Annotated in this window: 22 protein-coding genes and 2 pseudogenes; 10 read left to right on the top strand and 14 right to left on the bottom strand. The window is 60.6% G+C overall.

Annotated features, from left to right (window positions below; genetic code table 11):
- Positions 1-49 precede the first annotated feature (49 nt).
- Positions 50-850, bottom strand: a complete 801-nt coding sequence (locus V8686_RS17660; RefSeq protein WP_340696271.1) for an AAA family ATPase — start codon at positions 848-850, stop codon at positions 50-52.
- A gap of 71 nt (positions 851-921) precedes the next feature.
- Here V8686_RS17660 and V8686_RS17655 point away from each other — a divergent pair, with 71 nt between their 5' ends.
- Positions 922-1,218, top strand: coding sequence for a hypothetical protein (locus tag V8686_RS17655; protein ID WP_379706978.1), 297 nt, complete (start codon positions 922-924; stop codon positions 1,216-1,218).
- Between the two features lie 21 nt (positions 1,219-1,239).
- Here the strand turns inward: V8686_RS17655 and V8686_RS17650 are convergent.
- From V8686_RS17650 to V8686_RS17625, 6 genes and pseudogenes are all read right to left on the bottom strand, one after another.
- A pseudogene (locus tag V8686_RS17650) lies at positions 1,240-1,656 on the bottom strand (AAA family ATPase); the annotation flags it as partial.
- A 148-nt stretch (positions 1,657-1,804) separates the two neighbouring features.
- Positions 1,805-2,338 (bottom strand): hypothetical protein, encoded by a 534-nt coding sequence (locus tag V8686_RS17645; RefSeq protein WP_340696270.1) that lies wholly within the window; start codon positions 2,336-2,338, stop codon positions 1,805-1,807.
- Positions 2,339-2,344: 6 nt separating this feature from the next.
- Positions 2,345-2,932 carry a DUF7437 domain-containing protein gene (locus tag V8686_RS17640; protein WP_379706849.1) on the bottom strand — a complete coding sequence of 196 codons (588 nt, stop codon included), beginning with the start codon at positions 2,930-2,932 and terminating at the stop codon, positions 2,345-2,347.
- 57 nt (positions 2,933-2,989) lie between these two features.
- Positions 2,990-4,390: a hypothetical protein gene (locus V8686_RS17635; protein ID WP_379706846.1), complete on the bottom strand. Its 1,401-nt coding sequence runs from the start codon at positions 4,388-4,390 to the stop codon at positions 2,990-2,992.
- Positions 4,391-4,547: 157 nt separating this feature from the next.
- A complete protein-coding gene (locus V8686_RS17630; protein ID WP_340696267.1) occupies positions 4,548-5,414 on the bottom strand; it encodes a DUF6166 domain-containing protein in 867 nt (288 codons plus the stop codon).
- Positions 5,415-5,439: 25 nt separating this feature from the next.
- Positions 5,440-6,363, bottom strand: coding sequence for a DNA polymerase sliding clamp (locus V8686_RS17625; RefSeq protein WP_340696266.1), 924 nt, complete (start codon positions 6,361-6,363; stop codon positions 5,440-5,442).
- A 174-nt stretch (positions 6,364-6,537) separates the two neighbouring features.
- Between V8686_RS17625 and V8686_RS17620 the strand changes: the two genes are divergently transcribed.
- The gene (locus tag V8686_RS17620) at positions 6,538-6,969 is read left to right on the top strand and encodes a DUF488 family protein, N3 subclade (RefSeq protein WP_340696265.1); all 432 of its coding nucleotides are present in this window, start codon (positions 6,538-6,540) and stop codon (positions 6,967-6,969) included.
- 55 nt (positions 6,970-7,024) lie between these two features.
- Here the strand turns inward: V8686_RS17620 and V8686_RS17615 are convergent, their stop codons facing one another.
- The 5 genes from V8686_RS17615 to V8686_RS17595 form a co-directional block, all read right to left on the bottom strand.
- Positions 7,025-7,261 carry a hypothetical protein gene (locus tag V8686_RS17615; protein ID WP_340696264.1) on the bottom strand — a complete coding sequence of 79 codons (237 nt, stop codon included), beginning with the start codon at positions 7,259-7,261 and terminating at the stop codon, positions 7,025-7,027.
- Complete coding sequence (locus V8686_RS17610) at positions 7,258-8,289, bottom strand: transcription initiation factor IIB (protein ID WP_340696263.1); 1,032 nt, start codon at positions 8,287-8,289, stop codon at positions 7,258-7,260. The genes V8686_RS17615 and V8686_RS17610 overlap by 4 nt, the downstream gene beginning before the upstream one ends.
- A gap of 45 nt (positions 8,290-8,334) precedes the next feature.
- Complete coding sequence (locus V8686_RS17605; protein ID WP_379706843.1) at positions 8,335-8,862, bottom strand: hypothetical protein; 528 nt, start codon at positions 8,860-8,862, stop codon at positions 8,335-8,337.
- Positions 8,863-8,955: 93 nt separating this feature from the next.
- Complete coding sequence (locus tag V8686_RS17600; protein WP_340696261.1) at positions 8,956-9,453, bottom strand: hypothetical protein; 498 nt, start codon at positions 9,451-9,453, stop codon at positions 8,956-8,958.
- Positions 9,454-9,562: 109 nt separating this feature from the next.
- The gene (locus V8686_RS17595) at positions 9,563-11,140 is read right to left on the bottom strand and encodes a hypothetical protein (protein WP_340696260.1); all 1,578 of its coding nucleotides are present in this window, start codon (positions 11,138-11,140) and stop codon (positions 9,563-9,565) included.
- Between the two features lie 136 nt (positions 11,141-11,276).
- Here V8686_RS17595 and V8686_RS17590 point away from each other — a divergent pair, with 136 nt between their 5' ends.
- The 5 genes from V8686_RS17590 (at position 11,277) to V8686_RS17570 (ending at position 15,233) form a co-directional block, all read left to right on the top strand.
- Positions 11,277-11,912 (top strand): IS6 family transposase, encoded by a 636-nt coding sequence (locus V8686_RS17590; RefSeq protein ID WP_340696259.1) that lies wholly within the window; start codon positions 11,277-11,279, stop codon positions 11,910-11,912.
- Between the two features lie 62 nt (positions 11,913-11,974).
- The gene (locus tag V8686_RS17585) at positions 11,975-12,343 is read left to right on the top strand and encodes a hypothetical protein (protein WP_340696258.1); all 369 of its coding nucleotides are present in this window, start codon (positions 11,975-11,977) and stop codon (positions 12,341-12,343) included.
- 140 nt (positions 12,344-12,483) lie between these two features.
- A complete protein-coding gene (locus tag V8686_RS17580) occupies positions 12,484-12,738 on the top strand; it encodes a hypothetical protein (RefSeq protein WP_340696257.1) in 255 nt (84 codons plus the stop codon).
- Positions 12,735-13,211, top strand: coding sequence for a nucleic acid-binding protein (locus tag V8686_RS17575; protein WP_340696256.1), 477 nt, complete (start codon positions 12,735-12,737; stop codon positions 13,209-13,211). Before V8686_RS17580 ends, V8686_RS17575 begins: the two co-directional genes overlap by 4 nt.
- A 192-nt stretch (positions 13,212-13,403) precedes the next feature.
- Positions 13,404-15,233: a single stranded DNA-binding domain-containing protein gene (locus tag V8686_RS17570; protein ID WP_340696255.1), complete on the top strand. Its 1,830-nt coding sequence runs from the start codon at positions 13,404-13,406 to the stop codon at positions 15,231-15,233.
- A gap of 121 nt (positions 15,234-15,354) precedes the next feature.
- Here the strand turns inward: V8686_RS17570 and V8686_RS17565 are convergent, their stop codons facing one another.
- The gene (locus V8686_RS17565) at positions 15,355-16,983 is read right to left on the bottom strand and encodes a sensor histidine kinase (RefSeq protein WP_340696254.1); all 1,629 of its coding nucleotides are present in this window, start codon (positions 16,981-16,983) and stop codon (positions 15,355-15,357) included.
- Positions 16,984-17,464: 481 nt separating this feature from the next.
- Here V8686_RS17565 and V8686_RS17560 point away from each other — a divergent pair, with 481 nt between their 5' ends.
- From V8686_RS17560 to V8686_RS17550, 3 genes are all read left to right on the top strand, one after another.
- Positions 17,465-17,785 carry a TRAM domain-containing protein gene (locus V8686_RS17560; protein WP_379721333.1) on the top strand — a complete coding sequence of 107 codons (321 nt, stop codon included), beginning with the start codon at positions 17,465-17,467 and terminating at the stop codon, positions 17,783-17,785.
- Between the two features lie 107 nt (positions 17,786-17,892).
- Positions 17,893-18,402 carry a DUF555 domain-containing protein gene (locus tag V8686_RS17555; protein ID WP_407344716.1) on the top strand — a complete coding sequence of 170 codons (510 nt, stop codon included), beginning with the start codon at positions 17,893-17,895 and terminating at the stop codon, positions 18,400-18,402.
- 322 nt (positions 18,403-18,724) lie between these two features.
- Positions 18,725-19,738: a restriction endonuclease gene (locus V8686_RS17550; RefSeq protein WP_340696251.1), complete on the top strand. Its 1,014-nt coding sequence runs from the start codon at positions 18,725-18,727 to the stop codon at positions 19,736-19,738.
- 829 nt (positions 19,739-20,567) lie between these two features.
- Here V8686_RS17550 and V8686_RS17545 read toward each other — a convergent pair.
- Positions 20,568-21,515 (bottom strand): annotated as a pseudogene (locus V8686_RS17545) (replication factor A); the annotation flags it as partial.
- Between the last annotated feature and the right edge of the window lie 48 nt (positions 21,516-21,563).

Here is a 21,563-nt window from a genome sequence, read left to right as displayed (position 1 = left end):
TACAGAACCCAAGAGTTCGGGGATATCCCGTCGTTGGTTGTGTGTTCCTTTATACATAGTCATTTAGTGTCTCGTAGGTGTCCTCGGGATACTGATTCGGCTCGGCGACTGCCCACACCTCGTTCTTGACCGCTGCCTTCGGGGAGGCCCCGTCCTCGATGTGCTCACAGAGAATCGTCAGATTTCGCGTCGAGATCGTCGGCCAGTTCTCGTTCTGCCGGGTCTGGTGGGCGAACTGGACGATCTTCCGGAGCGTCCCCCGGTCCACGACCTCGTGACTGGCGTTCACCTGTGCATCCAGCGTCGCGACTTCCTCGTCGACGTCCTGGATGTAGGGCTGTTCGAGCGCCCGGAACCGACCACGAGTGGCCGAGTTCATCGGCTCGGAATCCCGGTACTCACGGGTCGGCGGATTCATCGTAATCACGATTCGCGCCGACGGATGGGGTTCGACCAGTTCGCCATGTGCTTTCACGAGGAGTTTGCCCTCGTTGAGCAGGCGATGGAGCGACATCGCGGCGCCGGCCCGCATCACGGGGAATTCGTTGAGTACCAGCACCGACCCATTCAGTAGTGCTTGCTTTGCAGGTCCGTTCCTGGGTACGATCAGCCCGTCCTCGGTGGGCGTGAGTGGCCCGAAGAGGTCCTCCGTGTGGGTCGCCTCGTCACAGTCCACCGAGACGTAGCCACGGTTCGTCCGGTGACACAGGTACTTGACGAGGTAGTTCTTCCCGGAGCCGCGTGGGCCAACCAGGCGGATCGGAACCAGCCCACGGGCCAGTTTCTTCGCGAGCAGTTCGTCCAGTGGAAGCTGGAGACGCGGCTCCGTCGGAATCGCCGGCGGAACCACTTCCCCGACGCATCGACCGGCAGGGCATCGTCACCCGCCTCGGGATGGGTCGCAGCCTTCGGGACATCGGGATGGTCAGGATCGTCGAGGACGTGCAACCCGGTTGGCACCGGATCCTGTTCGTTCCGGCCGATATCGGAGACATACTGGGCCTCAACAGCGTCTGGCTCGAGCCCCTCGGATCGATAGCGGGGTTCGCCGACGGGTTCGGTGGCGGCGGTGATGTCGAGCACCCGGGCCGCCCCTCGGCCCGTCGTCTCGTCGACCCGTCGACCGTATCGGACGTCGGCACTCCGGGCGAGCCACACGCCAACGGGGACATGTCGGGGTGCTGCCTGGATGATCGCCTCCGCACGACTCTCGGTTAGCGTCCCGGTTACTCCGGCGAGATCACCGATGTCGGCGTCCGCGAGATCGGTGAACGTCGCGTAGCCGGCGTCACGGAGTGCGGCCGCAATGCTCTCGGTGACGACCTCAAGGGATTGAAAATCGGCAGTCTCAGTATCGCCAGCAGGGCCGCCGAAGGCCTCCGTGATCACGGCCGGCTCCTCCCCCTGGGGCGAGACCCCGACGATGGTCGTACTTCCACCGGTCCCCCGGTCGAGAGTGAAAACCCCTCGGCAGCACCAGCATCGATGAGGTCTGCGGCCTCCTGATCGCCGATATCGACGTAGTCGCTGACCCGGAGGGTCACGCGTTCGAGCGGGACACTCCTCCTCGCGCTTGAGTAGACGATGGACGAGGTGTGAGAGGACGACGAGCGGTTCGGGCCGGTCGACAGCTGAATCTGACTCGGATGAGGACATGGGTAGGGGACGGAATCCACGCGGAAATCCCGCCACCCGATTGTGGGTTGGTAAATTCGGCGGTCAGGATGCGTCGTGGAGATCGTCGAGCCGGCGCTGGATGCAATGGTCGTTTGGTTATACGTCTCCAACAATTCGAACGGAGCGATTACCCTTGGAACTGATACCGATTTTCGACCACCTCGACGAAATCGAACGCTCTGACCAACTGGACGCGGTCCTCGTAGCCATGCTCGGTCAACGCCCGCTCGATTCCGCGAAAGGCGGGTAGATCATGCGTGTAGACGGCGACCGAGTCAGCGTCACCACGTTCGAGAAGCATCGCCGTCGCACCACCAACTTCGGCATCGGCCTGTTCGATGTCGTGTTCGGAGCGGTCGTCAGCGGCAGCAATGTATCGACGAACCATATCCATCGTCGCCGAGACCACGGGGTTCGTGTAGTCGACGTCCTCGAGGACCTCAACCCACCCAGCCTCGCCCGCGTCATCGACCGGCGGCGTTCCATACGGATAGTTCACTGGCGTCAGTTCCTCGTATACCCGTGATGGCAGGAGGAGAACGACATCGTGGGCTCGGACGGCTCGTTCGAGCAGGCCGACAGTGTCGTGTCGCTCGAAGGCGACGAACAGATTCGTATCGATGACGTGTGCCTCCACGTCCGGAAAGAGCGAGTCCGACACGTCGACTCACTCCCCGCTACGTTCGTCGACCGCCGCGTCCAGCTCGTCAACGTCGGGGCTCTCTTCGAGATCGGGGTCAACATCCAGGAGCACGTCGCGCATCTCCTGCAGGATCGTCTCGGCTTCGAGCACGGGAAGGTCCTGCTCGCGTGCCATGATCCGGGCATTCATTCGGCCCTGGATGTAGTCACGGGCGTACTCGAGGGCGGTCGCAAGGCCGCTGACACCGTGTCGGTCGAGAAACAGCTGAATGTTCTCGTTCGTCTCGCGTCGGGCGAGCACGACGAACAGCGCCGGCGTAATCTGATAGGAGTCCTCGTCTGTCCCGACATGGAGGTCGATCCGGCGGGCCCGGTATCGATGCGGCTGGGTGTCCGTCACGCGCTCAAGGATGCCGCTCTCGACGAGGTGTTTCACGTCCTCGTAGACGGTCGTCGTCGAACTATCGAGCCCTTCAGAGAGTTCCTCGACCGTCGGCGTATCGAGCGTGAGCACCCGGGCATAGATCTTCGCATACCGCTGGTTCGTCACGACATCAGAGATGGCGAGCATCGCATCGAGTGGATGTGAACCCCGGGAAGCGGCGTTGGCCATGTATTTCATTTTCCGCGGATTCTATAAAACACTGTCGCCGGACGGTTCCTTTGAGAATTAATCGAGGTCGCCCAGCTTCCGTTGGACACGGTCGTGGAGCCGTTGTGCGCCGCCGTCTGAGAGATCGACCTCAGTGTCGACCTCGATGCCAGGAACGTCGACGATGTCCTCCAGCGCGTCGCTGAGGGTCTGTTGATCATCAGCGAGGACACGCTCGTCCGGCTCCTCGACCTGCCGGTCGTGTTCTTTCAGTGCGAGCTGGATCATCATGGCCGGTTTACGGAGGAGTTCACCAGCCACCTCGAGGTACTCCTGATACGTATCCGACGCCAGCGACCCTTCGTACGAATCGAGGAGTGCGATCAGTAGCGACAGCTGAAGATTATACACCGTCGGTCGGGACGCCGGCGAGGCGAGGGTCGTCGCCCGGTCGGCAGCGGCCTCGGCGTACGTCGCGGCCAGGCCCCAGTACTCATAGCAGGCGGCCACATCGAACGGAAGGACCTCGAAGTCGTAGGCGACGGCCCGGGTGCGACGGATCGCGCGGTCGACGTCGACGAGTCGGTCGGCGATATCGTCGTAGATTGCCTTCCACCACTCGTTGATCGGCACCCGGTCGTTCGCCCGCTCGTGAGTGGCGTCGGTCGCCCGCCCGTAGTGCCGGCGCGTGTAGCGCTTCCCCGTATCGGGAACGACGGTACCAGTCTCGGGAAAGTAGAGGATGGGCTTCGCCCACAGCGTCTGCGTCCCCCGGAAGTCGTAGCCGGTCTCGAACCCGCCGTACACGACCAAATCCGCCTCATCCGAGTCGGCAACGCTCGTCATGCCGTCGGTATCGTCATCGAACTCCGTGTCCTCACTCCCGGAGACGATGTGTTCGAGGCCCGGACAGACGACGAACATCTTGAGGAGACCACCCCAATCCCGGTAGCTCGCCCAGCCGAACGCCTCAGTCTCACCGCTCTGCTGGAGCGCTCCGATAATGGGGAGATACGCCTCCTGTGGGTTGATAATCGAATACCGGTCCGAGGCAATCTGCCAGCGGAATTTGACGTCGTAGCCGAGGGCACACAGCGCCTTCCGCCGCTCGTCGACGATGTCCTGGTGATCACGGATTCGAACCAGCGGGTCCGACGACGCCCTCGTCGCAAGATCGCCGAGTGAACACCCCGCAGCGTCCTCGAGCGCGTCGACATCTAACCCGTGGATATCGCGGATCGCCTCGGTATCGACGGTTCCGTCCACGCCGACGAACTCGTTGGTCGCCCAGAGCTCTCCGGAACTCGCCTGCGGAAGCATCGCGATGACATCCTTCAGCGGCCGGGGATCGGGATCGAGACACCGAGCTTCCGATGAAACCGCATCGGGGTAGTCGCCCTGGTCGGCAGGAGTGAGGCCAGCAAAGGAGAGGGTCGTCTCACGGGCGAGCAGGTCTGCGACCGGAACGGTCGCCGCCATCGAGCGTGGCGCGTCGTCAGCGGTGGCTGTGTCTGGTTGTGTTGGCGTAGACATGATAATCGAAGGCGAACCGCGGCTCTCGATGAACGGAGAACTGAACTAGTCCGCCCCTCACCCGATTCAGGAACCTAAATCACCAAGGGCAAACAAGTCGCAGCTATCCAGAGGCGGTGATCGAAGGATCATCCTCGGCTGCTTCCTCGTTCCCGTCATCCTCGTCAATGTCGTCAGTCACGAGCGTCTCTTGGTCGTCGTCGAATTGAGGAATGTACTCCTCGCCCCCGAACCATCGAACGAGCGTCGGCCGGAGGCCCCGAATCGTCGTCGCGGTCGAGTCGCCGACATGGTCGACCGTCGTGAGCGAAGTCGCGTAACAGGCCCAGGCGGCGAACTCGCCCATCGTCTCGAACTCCTCTCCAAGCGCACGTTTGGCCGCCGACGAGGTGAGCCGTCCATGTGTCGAGAGCCACTGCTTGGAGAACGGCTCGGCCGCCGGGTCGCGCTCACCACGTCGAATCGCCTGGAGTCTGGCCAGATTGCCGCGGACGTTTCCCTTCTTCCAGAGCACCTCGTCATACCGGCGGACCAGCGCGAGTTCCTCGGCGTAGGTGATCGTGTCCAGGTCGATGGTCTCGATGTCGACGTCCGCAGGCTCTGGAGCGGTATTCTCCGGATACTCCCGATGCAGATACTGCTCTCGATAGCCCGACTCGCGGAGGTCCTGGAGACGAACCGACCATTCATCGCCCGTGAGTTCCCGGCGGACGAAGTTCTCGGCGAAGAGATGGTAGTCGTCGACGGCGACTTCGAGTCCGAGTGTTGGCGCGAGCAGCGCGATGGCGAGCTGGCAAGCACGTTCGGGAGTTGCGTCCGGGCCCCAGTCGAAGCCGCCGGGCGACACTGGATGGACTGTGAGGTGCTTATCGAGGAGATCGTCGCCGGCGTAGACGAGACAGCCCCCGAGGGTTCGCTCGCCCCGGTACCGCCGAGCGCGATTCGTCGACCGTGAATAGCTTGTCTTCATGCGCGATGGATGCCGAGAACCGTGGTCACGTCTCGATGCGTGGCGCGAGCATCCGGGTCATTGATACGTCCCCGTCGCCGAGATCGTACGAGAGCATCGCCGGAAATTCGGTCCCGAAATCGATCCTCACAGCGGTTCCCGCGGGTGTCGTCCGGACTATCTTTTTCATGTAGTCCAGGCTGAACAGCGAGGACGCCTCCGCGAGGGTGACCGCCTCCCAGTCGTCGGCGCCGATCCCGAAGTCGACGCTATCCGTGTCGCCCTCGGCATCGATCCGGAACATTTCCTCGTCAGGGTCCATCCGGAAGCCGACATGGTCAGCGATCAGATCGGCCGCTTTTACCCCCTGGCGGAGCGTATCGCGGTCGATGGTGACGCTGGCAGGTAACTCCAGTTCGGGAAGCGTCGGTTCCGACCGAATCGTCGCCGGGTCCAGACAGGCCATCTGGAACTCGAGGCCAGTGACAGCCACGACCAGCTTCCGGCTTTCCGTGTCGAGGTGAAGTTGGACGAGGTCACCTTTGTTTGCGAGCGAGACCGCATCCCAGAGCCGGTCGAGGTCGACTCCAATGACGCCGGGAGTCGCCTCGTAGGACTCGAAGGCGCTCGCCGAGAGATCGAGGTCGTCCATCGCGACGTTCGCGGGATCGACCGCTCGGACGCGGATGCCCGATTCGTCGATCTTCACGCGAGCCTCGTCGACAGTCGCCCTGAGTGCCCGCAGAATGTTCTTCAGTGGCTCCGACTGGATCGCCGCCCGAAACGTCTCCGGCGGACCTGTGGACGTCGGCTCGTCCGTCTCTTCGTGTTCGGACGGAGTGGGGGCTCCCTCGTCGTCCGGCGCTTGGTCAGTCGTGGGTTCGTCTTGCTGACTTTCGGGTGCCGACTCGACGGCCGAGTCGTCGATCTCGTCGGGATCAGCACCCTCAGTGGTGGTTTCAGTACTCATGGCTACTGGTAAGACCAGCGACTAAGAGTGAGAGCTAAGAGTCAAATCGAGATCGGCCCGATTCGGCTCCACTCCCCCTCACCCTGTTCTGAGAGCTAAATTCGCGGGATTTGCGAGAGCACGATCGAGTTCGACTCGCCTGATTTCAAGACCGATAGCGAAGTAGAGGGAAATATGAGCCAGGGCACGCTGCGAGACACCTACCTCGCGGCACTCCAGCACGACTTGGTCGATATCCCCGAGGGGGCTACACTGGTGGGCGTGGTCCGCTCACCGACCCGCTGGTTCTCTCCGGCGGTCGATGAGAACCAGCGGGCGCTTGGACCACCGCAATCCCTTCTCGATGAGTTCAAACAGCGGAGTGAGGATTTGGAAGCCGAGGGCCTCGACGATGCCGACGCGCACAACGCGGCGTGGGAGGACGTCGACTTCGAACCTCGATACAGGGAGCACCTGAATACAACCCCCGACGCGCACGCAGCACTCGAGAATCTCCGAGAGCGGTTACGGGCGAGTGAGAATCTCGTCCTCGTGTGTTACGAGAACACCGAAAAGAAACGCTGTCACCGAACCATTCTTCGCGATGAACTCGAAGAGAGACTCTGACTCCGGGTTCACAACTGGAACAGCGATCTGGTCTGCCCGCATTCGTCCACTTTTATCAGGAGCGGACTGGAGGCAGCCAGTCGCACCCGGGACAGAACGCATCGTACACACCGAGTGTTTCGTCGAACTCCCACGACCCATCCGAACGGAACCTGACGCCCGCCCTGACGATAGCGTGAACGACCGAGTGACCACACTCTGGACAGGGCTTGCCCGGACGCCATCCGGCTGTGGACGGGTCAAGCATGACCTCGATGCGTTCCTCTCGACCGGTGATCTCGTCGGTAGTCATGGAAATCCCCGTTCGATCTCGGTGGGAGAATCGGCGGATCCAGCGGACCAGGCTGGTAACTCTCGATCCTGGAGGTCCTGCCAGACGTGCTGGAGACTGACCTCTGAGATACGAGCGGCCGTGGCAAGTTGCTCTTGCGTTACGGCGCCGAATCCCTCCAGTTCACGACCGGCGAAGTAGAGACAGCCAGCAGCGACACCGGCGGGTTTGCGCCCGTTCGCGAGGTCGATGATCTCGTCCGAATCGCACAGTTGCGCCGATCGCTCTCGAACCTGCTCCGACGCCTCGACCGAACTGACAAGTCGCGGAAGAAAGTCCGCAGGCATAGCCGGTGGAATCCGTAGCGACAGCTCGCGATTGAGCACCCCATACGCCAGCCGAACCTTGCCGCGGTCGACCCGAGCCGCCTCAGCGACTTCGTCGAGGAAGCGCGGCAGTCGACGGCGGCGGCACGCTGCGTACACCGCCGCACTCGCCATCGATTCGAGGGACCGACCCCGAATCAGATCCTCGGACTGTGCCTCGCGAAACAGCTGACTCGCCTCCGCCCGGATACCCTCTGCGAGGTCGAGCGCCCCGCCGATCCGACGAATCTCACCGAGTCCGTGTGCGAGATTCTGGTCAGCTTTACTCTCGAAGCGTGCTCGTCGATTCCAGCGGCGGAGTCGACGTAGGCGGGCCCGAGTCGCAGCCGAAAGCTCGCGACCGTGTCCGTCTCGGAACATGCCGATCTCGGCAGAGACGCCCCAGTCGTGACGCATCGGCGTTACCGGGCTGCCAACCCGTCGCCGCTCCGCTTCATCGTAGGGCGTCCACTCCGGACCGTGGTCGAGGCCTGCCTCCTCCACGATTAGACCGCAGTCGGGACAGTACATCTCGGTGTCGTCGCTGACGAGCTGCACATCATCGCACTCTGGACAGCAGTCACGCTCGTTCGGCGTCGATTCGTCGACGACATCGACACGCTGGTCGGAAACGGCACACTGGTCGGTCGGGACGGCGGCGTAGCTGGGTAAATCGAGGTGCATTTTGGAAAGCGGCCCGGTGAGGGCCGAGGATCGATCTGCAGTCGGTCAGTCGAGGTTCTGGTCAGCGAGATCCGGCGGGAACGGTGGATCGAACGTGTCGTGGAAGGCCAGACAGACCTGATCCTGCCAGGCAGCGTATTCGTCGGGAGGCGTCCGCTCGAATCGCTTCACGTCGAGGCCAGACTCGCGGGCGAAGGCCTCGAGATCGACCGCGTCGATGCTCGTGATGGCATCCGTCGATGGCGTCGGCTCGGCTGCTGCGGGAAGCGGTCGCTCGATCCAGCCGTCGAAACAGCCGTCCGTTGAACTGATCACCACGACGCCGTCGGTCGCACCGACGAACAGCCGCGTCGTAATCCGAGCGAGGTTTCGATACAATCCAGGTGGAATCACGAGCACCAGCTGGTCGGTATCGATCATCTCGACCCGACCGTGCTCGATGACGCGTCCGTCGACCCGCCAGTGCTGGCAGTCATCGAGCCAGCCACCAGTCTGGAGTCGGCCAACGGCGGCCTCCAGAAACGCAAGGGTTCGGTACTGAATATAGCCGGCGACCGTCGCGTAGAAGCTCACGACACCCTCCACAGGTCCTGGCGAGTGTCGAGGCCCACGTCCACTTCGAACGGGTGAGGACGGCTGGCAGAGCCGAGGCTCGCCACTGGCCGGTCAGTAGTGGACATCAGCGGGCACCACCCAGAGCGAATCGGAGTCCCGGTCCTCGACGTAGCGGTCGACTGCACTCCGGGAACGGAGCCCAGCGCCGTGCTCATCGTAGATCCAGACTGATGGGCCTGCGAACTGTCCGAACCGGTAGCAGTCGTACCGGACGAGGTCGACATCGTCCATTACCTCGACCGGTTCGAGCGTGTCGAGCTTCTCACGAAGCGTCGCGACGGTTTCGACGAACCACGTTGCTTGTGCCTCGATAGCGTCGTCGAGGAGTTGTTTCCCAGTCGCGGACGACAGCCGATGCGCGGGATCGAGCCCACCGTAGCGAGGGTGGTCGCGATACCGTGCGGTCGATTCGTCGAGCGTCTTGTAGTAGTCGAACGCAGTACTCGCGCCCTCACCGATCCCGATCAATCGGTCGAGCGCGAATCGTGCGGTGCCGACCGCCTCGATCCCGTCGGCTGCAGGGACGAGTACGCGTATGAGCATGTGCATATTGCCGTTCCTCGCCCCCTTTGGGTCGATAAAACCGAGCTATAAGATCCATCGGTGACGATGGCTGCACAGCCTATTGACCTGCCCCGGCTAACCCATGCAAGCGACGTCAGAACGTCAGCCAGTCGTCCTCCGCGTCTTCTTCTGGAAAGACGCTCTCCGCTTCGGGGAACAACGGGTTCGATCCGTTTTTGACGTTGAGGCCAGGCAGATCGACCGCGCCTTCTGGCGACTCCGCGAACCCGTCCAAGCCCAACATTTCCGCACCGATTTCCGGATCCATCACGGGTTCCTCGATCAACACTCCAGGCCCCCAGCCGGACATTCCCAACCCGAATTCTGGCTGTTCAACCGGTTCCACTGCTGATTCTTCAAGCTCGGAGAATTCCGAGGTGACGTCGGTCAGTCCAAAAGGATCGGAATCCAACTGCGGTGGCTCCCATCGCGGCGGTGAATAATCTATCCCCACATCGAACGCCGACTCATCGGCTACACCCTCATCCTGCGGTCCGATCGGTTCCTCGTCTATGATCGGCTCCGGGCCAAGGGAGCGACCGGTACTGGAACGTCCGCCGTCAAATGTGCTAATCTCTTCACGGCTACCGTAGCCGGTTGTGTCAGCAGTTGTCGGGCGGTGGTTCTCCGGTTCCGGGCCGGATGACCGTGGCCATGTCTCCGCCGGATGCTGCCGTCTATCAGCGGCTGTCAGCGGCTCACGGCGGCAGTCCACACGCCTGTCCTGCTCAAGGTGCCGAGTCTCCCAGGTATCGCGGGGTGCCGATCTCCGTCTGGTGGCGGTGTCGTCAGTCCGCCGGCGAGCGTGGTTGTCCGGTGCCGTCGACGGCCGCGTACTGTCGTTCGAGGCCGCGGTACCGGAGCTATGCGGAGTGGGGGTGAGGAGGGCCTTGAGGAACGAGGAGATCTTAATCTCAACCGGGCTGTGCACCAACTCGTGGCTCGCAGCACTCGGCCCGACATCGACCTCAACGAGGTCCGGGATCGGGTCGAGACCGATGAGTTCCGGTCCCCAGTCGATGTCGAGGTAACTAAACTTGGTGTCGACCTGAACGAACTTGATCTCACGGCTCGAATCGACCGGCTTGAAATACGGGTTGTCGGTCTCGGCAGATGGGTTCCGGCGTGGTGACGCTGTGGAGGTGACGTGTCTTTGCCGGTGGGTGAAGGTTCTCGCCGTTTTCCTCGTCTGGGAGGAACCGGTGTTTGAGGTCGTTCGATGCGTCGTCCCGGTATCGGCCGGGTGTGACTGTTGCTTCTTCACCGTGGTCGCCAACAGTTCAGGTTGCTCCGATGTCGGCGGTTCCGGTTCTTCCGACGTTAGCGGCTGCGGTGGATACAGGTCGTTGTCGCTCGCTGGCTCAGGGTCCTGCTTGGTCGATCCTGTGGACTCGGCCGTCTGCTCTGTATCAGCCGACTGTGAATCGGTCTGCCGCGTCGGTGGACCCGTTGTGGACTCCTCGGACGTGTTCGGAGACGCGGGTTCCGGAGCAAGCTGCGGACGCCGCGGAGACGGCGACGAAATAATCGGATACAGGGCCATCGTTGTTCCGGCTGCGATACTTGCGGCCGCGTACCAGAGGCCGGGTGGAGAACGGAGGCCGTCCACGAGCAGGAGGGCTGCCCCGCCGAGGACCAGGAACAGGGCGCCAAGACGGCCGACTACCGTCATTTTCAGACAGTAGGTCAAGTTTGCTTAAATATCTGGTCCTAATACAGACGGTCTACGTGCGGCTTGTATGCCGGGTTATCGTCCTCGTGTTCAGATAAGGATTGAAAGGTGAGGCGTAGCGTTTTCTGAGTGTTCTATGCCCGAAAACGCTAGCCTCAACGGGTGTCTCGACCGAATCGAGTTAGGTTTTGTGGAACGAGAGGCAACACCTCGGCTGTTGATGAAGCTCAGTATTCAGCTCCATCTTGCCGGACTATCACTCTCGAATACTGTCTCTATTCTTGAGATATTTGGTGTTGAGCGGGCACGCTCCACTGTTCACAACTGGGTTCACAAGGCAGATCTACAGCCCGAAGAGGGTCGAAGCCCGGATCACGTTGCGGTTGATGAAACGGTGATCCGACTCAATGACGAGCGGTATTGGCTGTACGCTGCGGTTGATCCAGAGACGAACGAATTACTCCATACAAAGCTTGAGCCGACGAGAACTAACGTTATTGCTTACTCGTTCTTCCGTGAATTGCGCGAGAAACACAACGTTGACGACGCCGTGTTTCTCGTCGATGGCGCGACACCACTAAACGACGCGTGCCGTCGCCACGGCCTCGATTTCAGATATGAACGCCACGGAAATCGGAACAGCGTCGAACGTGTCTTTCGTGAAGTAAAACGCAGAACTACCAGTTTCTCGAATTGTTTTAGCAACGCCGAAGCAGAAACTGCAAACGAGTGGCTTCGATCGTTCGCCTTCGCATGGAATCAACTAATCTGAACAGGACCGTTATCGTCGGAATAAAGCTTATACGTGCTTCGGAGGTTGGTAAACACATCTGAATGGCGCCCGGACTGCTCAAAGCCCTCCTACAGACGGCGAACTACTTCCGGAACTGGCGGAAGGGCGACCCCGAGAGCGCCACCCAGCGAGGCCGCAAGTATCTGTTCTGGATTCTGGTCTGTGGGGGTGCCACCCTGTGGATCCTCTACCAGCACGGAATCGCCGTCCCGGTCGACTTCGCCATGTTCACCGGCGGCCTACTACTCGTCGAGATGTTCCAGTTCGGGACGCTGCTCCGGATCGGGATGGCGGTCGACCCGCTGGTCGGCGGTGTCCTCGGGACGATTGGGCTCGGTACCCTGGCGAAGCTCTTCCGTGATCTCGGCAGTATCTCTGCGGCGATCAACTACTTCTTCTCCATTCGATAGCAGCCCTTACTACCGCGGTTACGTCGTACACTCGGGGCTGAGACTGATATGAGTTCCTCGTGGACGTTCTTTACGTCGCGGTCAACAACCCGGGCAGCCTCGCTATGACATTTATACCGATTGGGACCTAACACGGGCGTATGGCAACCGATAGCGTCTCCGACCGGGTGCGGGAACTCGCCCAGCACCTCGGTATTGATGAATCCGAGGTGATTCAACAGGCCGTCGAGACGGGCGTCGAGACGCTCTACCGCGATATGATTATCAGTCGATACCTCGATGGCGACCTCACACGCGAGGAGGCGGTCGGCGAACTCGGCGCAAATGTTGTCGACCAAGTCGACTCCGCTCGCGACGCGATCGAAGAAGACGTGGAGTGGGGACTCCACGCTTGAGCAGACTCGTTGTCACCGATACAGGGCCGCTGATTCATCTGGCCCAAGCCGATGTATTGCATTTGCTTGAGTTGGTCGGAGAAATTTGCATCCCAGAGACGGTTCTCACAGAACTCGAACGCGGCTCGACAGACACCTCGGAATTGGAATTCACCGTCGAGCAAGTCGAGTATGACGACGCGACGTATCCACACCTCGATCCCGGTGAAACAGCCGCGCTGGTGCTGTGTGCGGATCGAAATGCCGTGCTGTTGACCGACGACTTGGACGCTCGGAAGACTGCACAGGATGAGGGCATCGAAGTTCACGGGTCAGTAGGTGTCATCCTCTACGCATACAGTCACAGCGAACTCTCTGAAGAAACCGCAAAACGAGTGCTTCGAGCGCTCAAGCAAGATACGAATCTGTATTTGTCCAGCCCTCTCGTGGAACACGCGATCCAGTTGGTCGAATCCGACGAAGCAGGTTGGTGACCATGATATTTCTGTAAGTGAGAGAGAGCTAACGAGCCGTGCTTGCTGACGGTAGTCGGTGTGGGAGTAATGTGGGGAAAAGCTCGAATTCGGGCGAATAGAGGTTTCTAGCGGCGGTACACCTATGCGTCGCTACGCGGTGTTGGAAGTGAGGCTGACTAGAGCCTCACGAATGCAATTGGTTGAATTGCAATGAACAGTAGCAACACCGAGGATAAGAACCTACCGGCGACGGTAGAGGCGACGACACACAAAGACCCCAATGGGACCGCAGACTCGCGGACCGACGCCCGCCGCTCACCCTACTTTCGGGACTACCGGAAGGAAGAGGAGCGCCGCCGCTCGACCGACACGGCCGGGACGACCACGCTGGTCACCAGACTGGCAGGGTTGCTCTGGGCCATCGTCGATCAAGCGACTGCAGACAGGTCCACCCGTGACACCGACGTCGCGACGGACACTGACGCAAATCAAGAGCGCTTCACGGAACGGACGGCGTCGAAGACCGACTTCGGAACGCGCGCGGAACCCGTCGACGGACTGTACGGCTACACTCCCGACGGTGACCCCGTCGTTCCCGAGCGAGGCCAGCTCATGAGAGCTCGGACCAACGCGAATGGTCAGCCCGCAGACGCGCTCCTCGAGCCCGATGCGGCCGGCGATCTCGCGACCTGGACCCCCGGCAACGCCAGCTCGAACTTCGTCGATCCGACCGGCGAACAGATCGTTGGCGTCGCCAGTGGACTCGACGAATCCGCGACCCGGACGACTGCACCGGAGACGACCGCTCCCGCGACTGTCGACGACCTGCAGGCGTACGACCGACCGGAGGACATCGAGGACGACGACACCACGACCGGCATCGAGACCGCCGATCTGGAGGTCCTGACGCCCGGTGGTGAGTACATCCGTCTCGGTGACCTGCTCGCTGAACCCGAGCAGTTCGCCGGCACGTCACTGGAATCCATCGAGCGTTCGCTCGCACTGGAAGCCGAGAAGCAGCGCGTCACGGACGGTATCTGCCGCCCGGGCGAACTCAGCGACGAGATCGAACTGGTCGGACACGCGAAGTGGCTGAACAACCGGTTCGACGAACTCGCCGCGCAGCGCCCGTCGACGACAGAGATCGCCGCGGCTCGCGCCGAGGCTGCCAAACAGGCCCGTGATGAGCGTCTGCGTCCACTCCTCGAGCTGGACTCGGACACGCACGACGAGGTCTGTAAGATGGCGAATCGGCTCCTGAGTGAGGACTTCGAGAAAGTCCACGAGGTGCGCAAGCAACCGCTCACCCTCGCGATCGCGCTTGCAGAGCGTGTCTCCCGAGGTGTCGAGCCAGCGAGTGCACTCCTCAGACAGGCCGAAGCCGAGGCGGACGACCCCCGGAACATCCAGACGATCGGCAACGTCCGATACATGTCGACCCGCCAGACGAAGGGCCGATTCTCGATGCAGGGTCGCGTAGCGATCCTCTTCGAGAACACGCATCCCGGAATCAAGCAGGCCGGCGTGCTCCAGGACGACACCGGATCGATTCGATTCGCGATCTGGAAGAAATCCGAATGGGACGAGACCCGCCCCACGCCCGACCCGACCGACGTTGGCGGCCGCACGCTCATCCGATCCCACCGGTTCCCTGAACTGGCAGTCGGAGATCTTGTGCGCGCTGAAAATGTCATAAAGGGCTGGTATGGAGACGAGGCAACCTTCGAGACCCGTCGGGACAGTGAGCTCACAATCCTGGAGCGAGCTGCCGACGACTCGGAGGACGATACGGCCACGTCCGAGACTGCGGCGACCCACGAACGACGACCCAGACAACGTCGGCGGACTGGTCCGAAGACGACCGGCACACCCGTCCCAAAGAACCCGATCGCCTACTGGCGAGGGAGCGAACGATGGGTGTTCCCGATTACGGACTGGACCCCCGACTGGTGGCTGGCGCAGGAGAATGTCGAGACTGTCGAACAGGATCGGTCTGATGTGTCAATGACGATTGGTAGGAAGGTGACCCCCGAACAGTAGCGACCTGTAGCACAGCGAGTCTCCATCCGAGACTCAGAATCCTGGACCCCCTCTTTCCGAAGAAAATCCGTCGAGTGGAGACCCTCATAAGTTGATACTGGGCGTGCAAGATACAGAGACGCTATGCAGCAATTTCCACGCCAGTAATCTCGAATCGTGCGCCACCATCAGTCCCATCGGTGACGCGAATCTCCCAACCGTGGGCGTCAACGATCTCCTTGACAATCGCCAAGCCAAACCCAGTTCCATCTTCCGACGTGGAATATCCTGGTTCGAATACGTCTTCGCGGTCTGCTTGCGGAATACCTGGGCCAGTATCTTCCACGTAGAACCCGCTCTCATCCGGTAATGTGCCGACTTGGATAGCAACGTCGGAACCTCCATGCTCGATAGCATTTCGAAAGAGATTTTCAAATAATTCTCTGAGTCGATCCTGATCGGCCACTACGCTCATAAGTGGATCTTCCTCAACCGTTACCGTGGCTTCCTCTGAAGCAATCAACTCCCAACAATCGTGGACCAAATCAGCGAGTTCTATCGTATCAGTCTCTCCGATGTCCATCCCGGATCTCGCTAACTCCAGCAAATCCTCGATGAGCTCAAGCATACGATCATGGGCCGTCGCCACTCTATCGAAATGCTCTTTCTCACCAGTCTCCCGGGCGAACTCCAGATATCCCTCAGCGACGCTCAGCGGGTTGCGGAGATCATGCGAGACAATGTTGGCAAACTGCTCCAGGCGCTCATTTTGGCGCTCCAACCGTCGACGGTACTGTTCCCGTTCGCTTACGTCAGTTAACGTGATCACGTGGCCCGTGACGGCTTCAGCTGTAGAAATCGATGACGTTGAAACTTGATGATACCGCGGCGAACCGTCGTGACTGATGGGTATCGGATCCGTATTTCCATCAGTCGCCGCTTCCGCGGCCTCCGGTAGGATAGTGTCTAAAGACCGCCCAGTTGCCCCGGCAAGTTCGGGAAATATGTTTTTAGCCGCCTGGTTAACCTCTCGAATCGTCCAATCTTGATCGAGAAAGATCGTGGGGGTAGCAGTCCCACCGGCGAATTGAATGGCTTCAAACCGCTCAAAATACACAAACAGTGTTCCAACGGCGAAGATCGCTACTCCGAAGGGTTCGTACCAGATAGGGAGTAGGGACGATTCCAGAGCACCATAAATATTGAAGGCTATCGGAAGGGCGGTGATTCCAACAAGTGCGACCAACGGGCGTGCGCTAGTTCCGGCGTGGTAGAATCGTTCCAACAACATGAAGAAGGAGATACCGATGACGACGTACGAAATGGCAAGGATGACCCAGTGAAGGACTCCCTGGTGAAGGCCAAGGTGAGGAAATGGCTCAGTAACCCATTCGGTCGTGAAATACAGCTGATGTATGGGGTTCGTGACTTTCACCAACACGATGCCAAGGAAGCCCCCGACGATGAGGCGGCGATACGGTACTTGGCGGGGTGATCGTCCGGTATAGGCCGCACTGAAGTACAACCATGCCCCGACACACGCGAGAGCGGCGATCAATCCGAAGGTGTACGACGCGACCTTAACCCCCGGTGTTGGGAGTAGAAAGTACCCCAGGTATCCGACCGCCCAGAGGCCGCAGGTGAGCAAAATCGCAACAAATCCTTCGCGCGTCCCGTCATGCGTGATCGCCCGCGCTCGGGGAATACTGCCGAAACAGAGGAGGGCCGAAACTGCAAATACCGACAGATGCGCAAGATAGAGATAACTCACGAACTAATCCCGTTCTGATACACGAGTCAATTGCACACTATATAAATCAACTGACCATCATACTCCATTGCGGAGTATGTTATTTGCATTTGCTATATATGCGCTGTGTATCTCGCACGGATGATGAAACCTATCACCGGGTGAGGGTTTCAACAATGCCAAAGCCGCCGAGTGAAAAGTAGAGTAGTTACCCCACGAACGGAACATACTGCCGGGCAGTGGGGTAACTGAGTCACGAACGAACGACGGTTCAGGCAGGACCCGATCATAATTAATCCGAACCCGCTCAAAACGAGCATCGATGGACTCGTCTACCCTACTGTGTCTGTCCACCGGCCGCGTTGAGGCCCGAGATGGAGAGAACGTCGTCACGGTTCCTGAGCAAGAAGTCGAACTCGGGACACTCGAACCCGGAGAAACCTATCGAGTCGGGGTGTACCCTAGCGTGAATACCTCGGGTCCTGCGAGCCCTGAGAGTTCTGTGACCACGGATCGAGACGGCGGAGAAGTCCAGACCACGCAGAAACGGGCTGAATCGCAGCCTCCCCGGAATGTCACACCAAGAGCTGAGACAAGCACCCCAGCAACCTCGACGGACGGCACGTCGAACCAGCCGCCAGTAACCGAGGGAGAAACGCTCCGGCTCGACATCGAGGACGTCGGCGATCAGGGCGACGGCCTCGCTCGGGTCGACCCTGGATACGTTGTGTTCGTCCCCGATACGGAGATCGGTCAACAGCCGCTCGTCCGGATCGAAACCGTGCGCGAGAACTTCGCGTTCGCCGAGGTCGTCGAGGAGTAACTGCTGAAGGAGCGGATACAGTATGGGGCGAGGCGTTCGCTCGCCGCATGATGATGTCGAGTTACCCCACGCCAGCTAATCATTCCCGCTATCGTGGGGTAACTTCGGTGGGACGAGATGCGCAACGAACGGCGCCGATCCATCGCTTTCTAAGCCCTATATACGATACCGAGCCAGACCGGCCCGATGAGGCGGACGACAATGCCGATCGACCGGCAGTCAGCAGTGTGGGGCAGACGATGAATCGCTCCGAACAGTACTGGGTGACGCTGTCGGTCCCGTGGCTTGTTAGAGGCGCCCAGGCGGTACAGGACGCGATCAATATCGCCGTCAGTGAGGTCGGAACACGGGTGAGCGAAGCGGATAGCACACACGTTGATCACTGTGATATCAGCATCCAGACGCTCTCCTGTCCGACCTGTGGGACGCCAATAGAGGCAGTGCTCGTCGTGGCCGAGACAGCGCTCGTCGGCCCCACGCTCGAATGTACCGTCACAGCACGATCATCTGAAGACGCTGAACAGACAACTCGGCGCGAACTCGGGACGGCGTTCGACGGCACACCGCTCGTACCGGTCGGGACTGTCAGGGTAGATGCCCGCCCTGACGTAGAGTGATCTCTACACGGCCCTGTTGAAACCCCATTCGTGGTAACATGTTTTTTCGCTCGTGTTGATTACAGAGCGTGAATCTTGCACAGAGATATTTCCGGAGTACGGGATAGTATGTCACATAGTAGGTTCTCGCGAATCAGTCCCTCTACAACTGAACTGTGCGGAATGGCTACGACTTTTCACGCAAGGCGTTGCGGAACGAGTGCGTTCGAGGTATGTAGTGTATGGCTTGCGACTTGGCGGATGAAGTGCTGACCTGGATTGACGCGGAGTAGCCCAAACGATAATTAACAGGATTGCGACGGATTCGGGTAGGGATCAACACGTGAAACGGAAAGCATTGAAAGATGGCGTCAGCCGGGAGGACCTAACCGACAAACAAGAGCAGATCGTTGACGAAGCGATCGAGCATCCGAACCTGACACACAGCGAACTCGCGGATCGAATAGATCCTTCCGCGAGTTACGTGTCGGACGTTCACCAGGATTACCTTGAGGAGGAATTCATAGCCGACGCCGTCACGCCGGATGACCTTGACGAGGATATCTATGAAATCATCGTTGCTGGGATGCGGTCGATGGAAGAAGTCGATCGGGTGGAGCGACAGTACGACATCGATCTGAACCGGGGCGATGCGAAGGAAGCCGATGTCGTCGTGTGGGTGTCGCAGGGCAGTTACGAGTTCATGGTGATGATCGAGTGCAAGTTCCATGGGACTGCCGTCGAACAAGATGTCCCTGCTGCGATGGCGTGGTACCAGGAAAGCTCCGATGTCAACCAGACGTTGATTATCTCTAGCAGCGGGTTCCAGTCAGGAGCGAAATCTATTGCCCGCGATACCGGGATTGAGCTCTACCAGTTCGATGAACTCCGGCGTGAGGACCTGCAGGGCCGGATGATGCAGTTCAACTTCAATATCACCGTGAATCCCCGGCAGACAGAAGTCGTGGACATCGGGTTGGAACCGATCGAGGGCAGTCCACACGAAGGTGACGTATCCGAATATGTGAATCGGAATCCGGCACTCTTTGACGCAGAGCGCCGGCCGATCGGGAAGGATGTCTTCGACCGGGCGTGGGAAGCATCGTTGGACAAGTCGCCTGGGGTTCACACCGAGGAAATTGACGACCGGCTCATGCTGCTGGACGATCAGTTCTACCGGGTGAATGCAATCCAGTACGAAGTCCGTGAACTGGATTCGGCAGAGGTTGAATACGAGCTTGATGCCTACGATGAATACGACCTCTACATGAAGAACGTGCTCGTCAAGGAAGAGGAGCAGGTGGATCTCGTGTCGATCAAGGAAGCGATCCAGGCGTTCGAGGAAAACGTCCGGTAAACCCTGAACGAGCCTTTGGAATGGCCCTCTGGTTGGCGAGAATCAGGTCTGACTCTTTCCAGTAACGGCAGGAAGCCGCTCTCCACAGTAGGTATGATCTCTTCAGTGCTTCTGAAATTGGGGAGAGCCATTGCTGAACCTACGCTCTCTATTCAGCAGGTCGATTCTATCAGGTGTTTAGATAATCAGCAAAGCCGTCACAATCCGGGGGGAGGACTAGAACCACTCAGGCAGCGTCTTCGGGGGCGACAGCCGCGACTGCCGCTTCGATCGCACTCACGTCCCCGCCGTAGGCTTCCGTTGCCTCCTCGCTGAACGGGGCGTCGCCGCTCTCGAATGCCTCGAGCCGCGCGCGGGTCTGGCTGGCCGTCTCGGCGACCCACGTGTCTCGGGTCGCCTCGTCAACCTCGGTGATCGACTCCGGTTCGATGGCCACGTTCGTCCGGTCGCCCCGCTCGTAGGTCCGCAGCTTTCCGACGACCGCGACGTACGCCGGCGGCTCCGCTGCTCGCAGCACTCCCATCGCCTCGGGCAGATATTGCCCGGCGTAGACGTACACGGGCGAGTCGGCAGCGAACACCTTGCCCTGCCAGTACTCGGCGTCGGAGCCGACGTCGGCGGTCTCTGCAAGGGTTCCGACGACGAACACGCGGTTGACGCCCACCCCGGTCGGGGTCAGGCCGTAGACAGGGGCCCGCTCCTCGTCGGACTCCTGGAACGTCTCCGTCGTCCCGTTGAGTTCCTCCGCGAACAGCCGCCGAGCCGGCTGGCGGGCCGTGAGTGCCGGTTCGACCGCGTCGGCGTCGAACCCGTCTGGCGCGTCGGTCGTCTCCTCGGCTTCGTTCACGAGGAAGTACGTGCCTACGACGCTCCCGGTCAGCCGGTACCGCCGGCCGAGCAGCTGCGCGCTGATCTCCTCGGCGACCACGTCCGTCGAGAGTGCGTCCATCGCCATGTCGGTCGCGTCACTCAGTGAGATGCCAGTCACCGCCTCGGTGGCAGCGGCGTCGAACAGCGCGCTCAGCGAGCGCTCACCGTCGTCGAAGATCGCCTTGATACGGAGGTCGAACTCACCGTCGCGCTGGCCGTGCTCCGTACACCGGCCGTTGCGGAGGACGCGCGTGCAGTCGTCGGCCCCACATCGCTTGATCAGTCCCGAACCCTCCTGGACGTCGACGATGCTTCCGACGACCGCAACGCTCCCGTCGCTTGCCGCCACGACGTCGTCGGAGGGGCTGATCGCCGTCGCGGAGTTACAGCTCACCGAGAATCGGCCCTGGTACTCGTCGGTGACGACACTCTCGAAGCGGTAGGCTTCGCCCTCCTCCAGTTCAGGGAGGTCGGCACTCGTCCACTTGACGAACTTGAGGCGGCCGGATTCGTCGCCGAGTAGCCCGACCTGGGCGATCTTCTCACTCCGGGGCTCCCAGAGTTCGACGACCTCGGCGACGACGTCGATCCACTGGTCGGCCTCGTCGACGTCGGCGAGAATCGTTCGGAAGAACCCGCGAGAGCGCCCACCGTAGCCGGCCAGCCGGGCGATGTCATCCGAGAGATCGGCTCGCTCGAGGTCGGCGTCGGCACACGCCTTGCGGACGAGGGTCCGGACGGCCTCGTCCGCCGGCACGCGGTACGCACACAGTCGCTCCAACTGGGCGGCCACGTCCTCGGAATCGAGGGCGAACGCGGGTTCGGCTCGGCTCTCGTCGAAAGCGACGAACGCGTCGGTGATGGTCTGTACACGGTCCTGCAGGTCGGGAGTGGTTGCACTGGACATTGCGGAACTCCGAGGATTCACGAGCGCGGCTCGCTGCCGAAGCATGTC

This window comes from Haloplanus litoreus, from assembly GCF_045690335.1.
In the GTDB taxonomy this organism is placed as follows: Archaea; Halobacteriota; Halobacteria; order Halobacteriales; family Haloferacaceae; genus Haloplanus; species Haloplanus litoreus.
This window is presented reverse-complemented; position numbering and strand designations above follow the sequence as displayed.

Excerpts from the sequence above, each read along its gene's own strand:
- V8686_RS17655 (WP_379706978.1), top strand. The coding sequence starts at position 922 with ATGGTCAGGATCGTCGAGGACGTGCAACCCGGTTGGCACCGGATCCTG.
- V8686_RS17640 (WP_379706849.1), bottom strand. The coding sequence starts at position 2,932 with ATGGCCAACGCCGCTTCCCGGGGTTCACATCCACTCGATGCGATGCTC.
- V8686_RS17635 (WP_379706846.1), bottom strand. The coding sequence starts at position 4,390 with ATGGCGGCGACCGTTCCGGTCGCAGACCTGCTCGCCCGTGAGACGACC.
- V8686_RS17630 (WP_340696267.1), bottom strand. The coding sequence starts at position 5,414 with ATGAAGACAAGCTATTCACGGTCGACGAATCGCGCTCGGCGGTACCGG.
- V8686_RS17625 (WP_340696266.1), bottom strand. The coding sequence starts at position 6,363 with ATGAGTACTGAAACCACCACTGAGGGTGCTGATCCCGACGAGATCGAC.
- V8686_RS17620 (WP_340696265.1), top strand. The coding sequence starts at position 6,538 with ATGAGCCAGGGCACGCTGCGAGACACCTACCTCGCGGCACTCCAGCAC.
- V8686_RS17615 (WP_340696264.1), bottom strand. The coding sequence starts at position 7,261 with ATGACTACCGACGAGATCACCGGTCGAGAGGAACGCATCGAGGTCATG.
- V8686_RS17610 (WP_340696263.1), bottom strand. The coding sequence starts at position 8,289 with ATGCACCTCGATTTACCCAGCTACGCCGCCGTCCCGACCGACCAGTGT.
- V8686_RS17600 (WP_340696261.1), bottom strand. The coding sequence starts at position 9,453 with ATGCACATGCTCATACGCGTACTCGTCCCTGCAGCCGACGGGATCGAG.
- V8686_RS17595 (WP_340696260.1), bottom strand. The coding sequence starts at position 11,140 with ATGACGGTAGTCGGCCGTCTTGGCGCCCTGTTCCTGGTCCTCGGCGGG.
- V8686_RS17590 (WP_340696259.1), top strand. The coding sequence starts at position 11,277 with ATGCCCGAAAACGCTAGCCTCAACGGGTGTCTCGACCGAATCGAGTTA.
- V8686_RS17585 (WP_340696258.1), top strand. The coding sequence starts at position 11,975 with ATGGCGCCCGGACTGCTCAAAGCCCTCCTACAGACGGCGAACTACTTC.
- V8686_RS17580 (WP_340696257.1), top strand. The coding sequence starts at position 12,484 with ATGGCAACCGATAGCGTCTCCGACCGGGTGCGGGAACTCGCCCAGCAC.
- V8686_RS17570 (WP_340696255.1), top strand. The coding sequence starts at position 13,404 with ATGAACAGTAGCAACACCGAGGATAAGAACCTACCGGCGACGGTAGAG.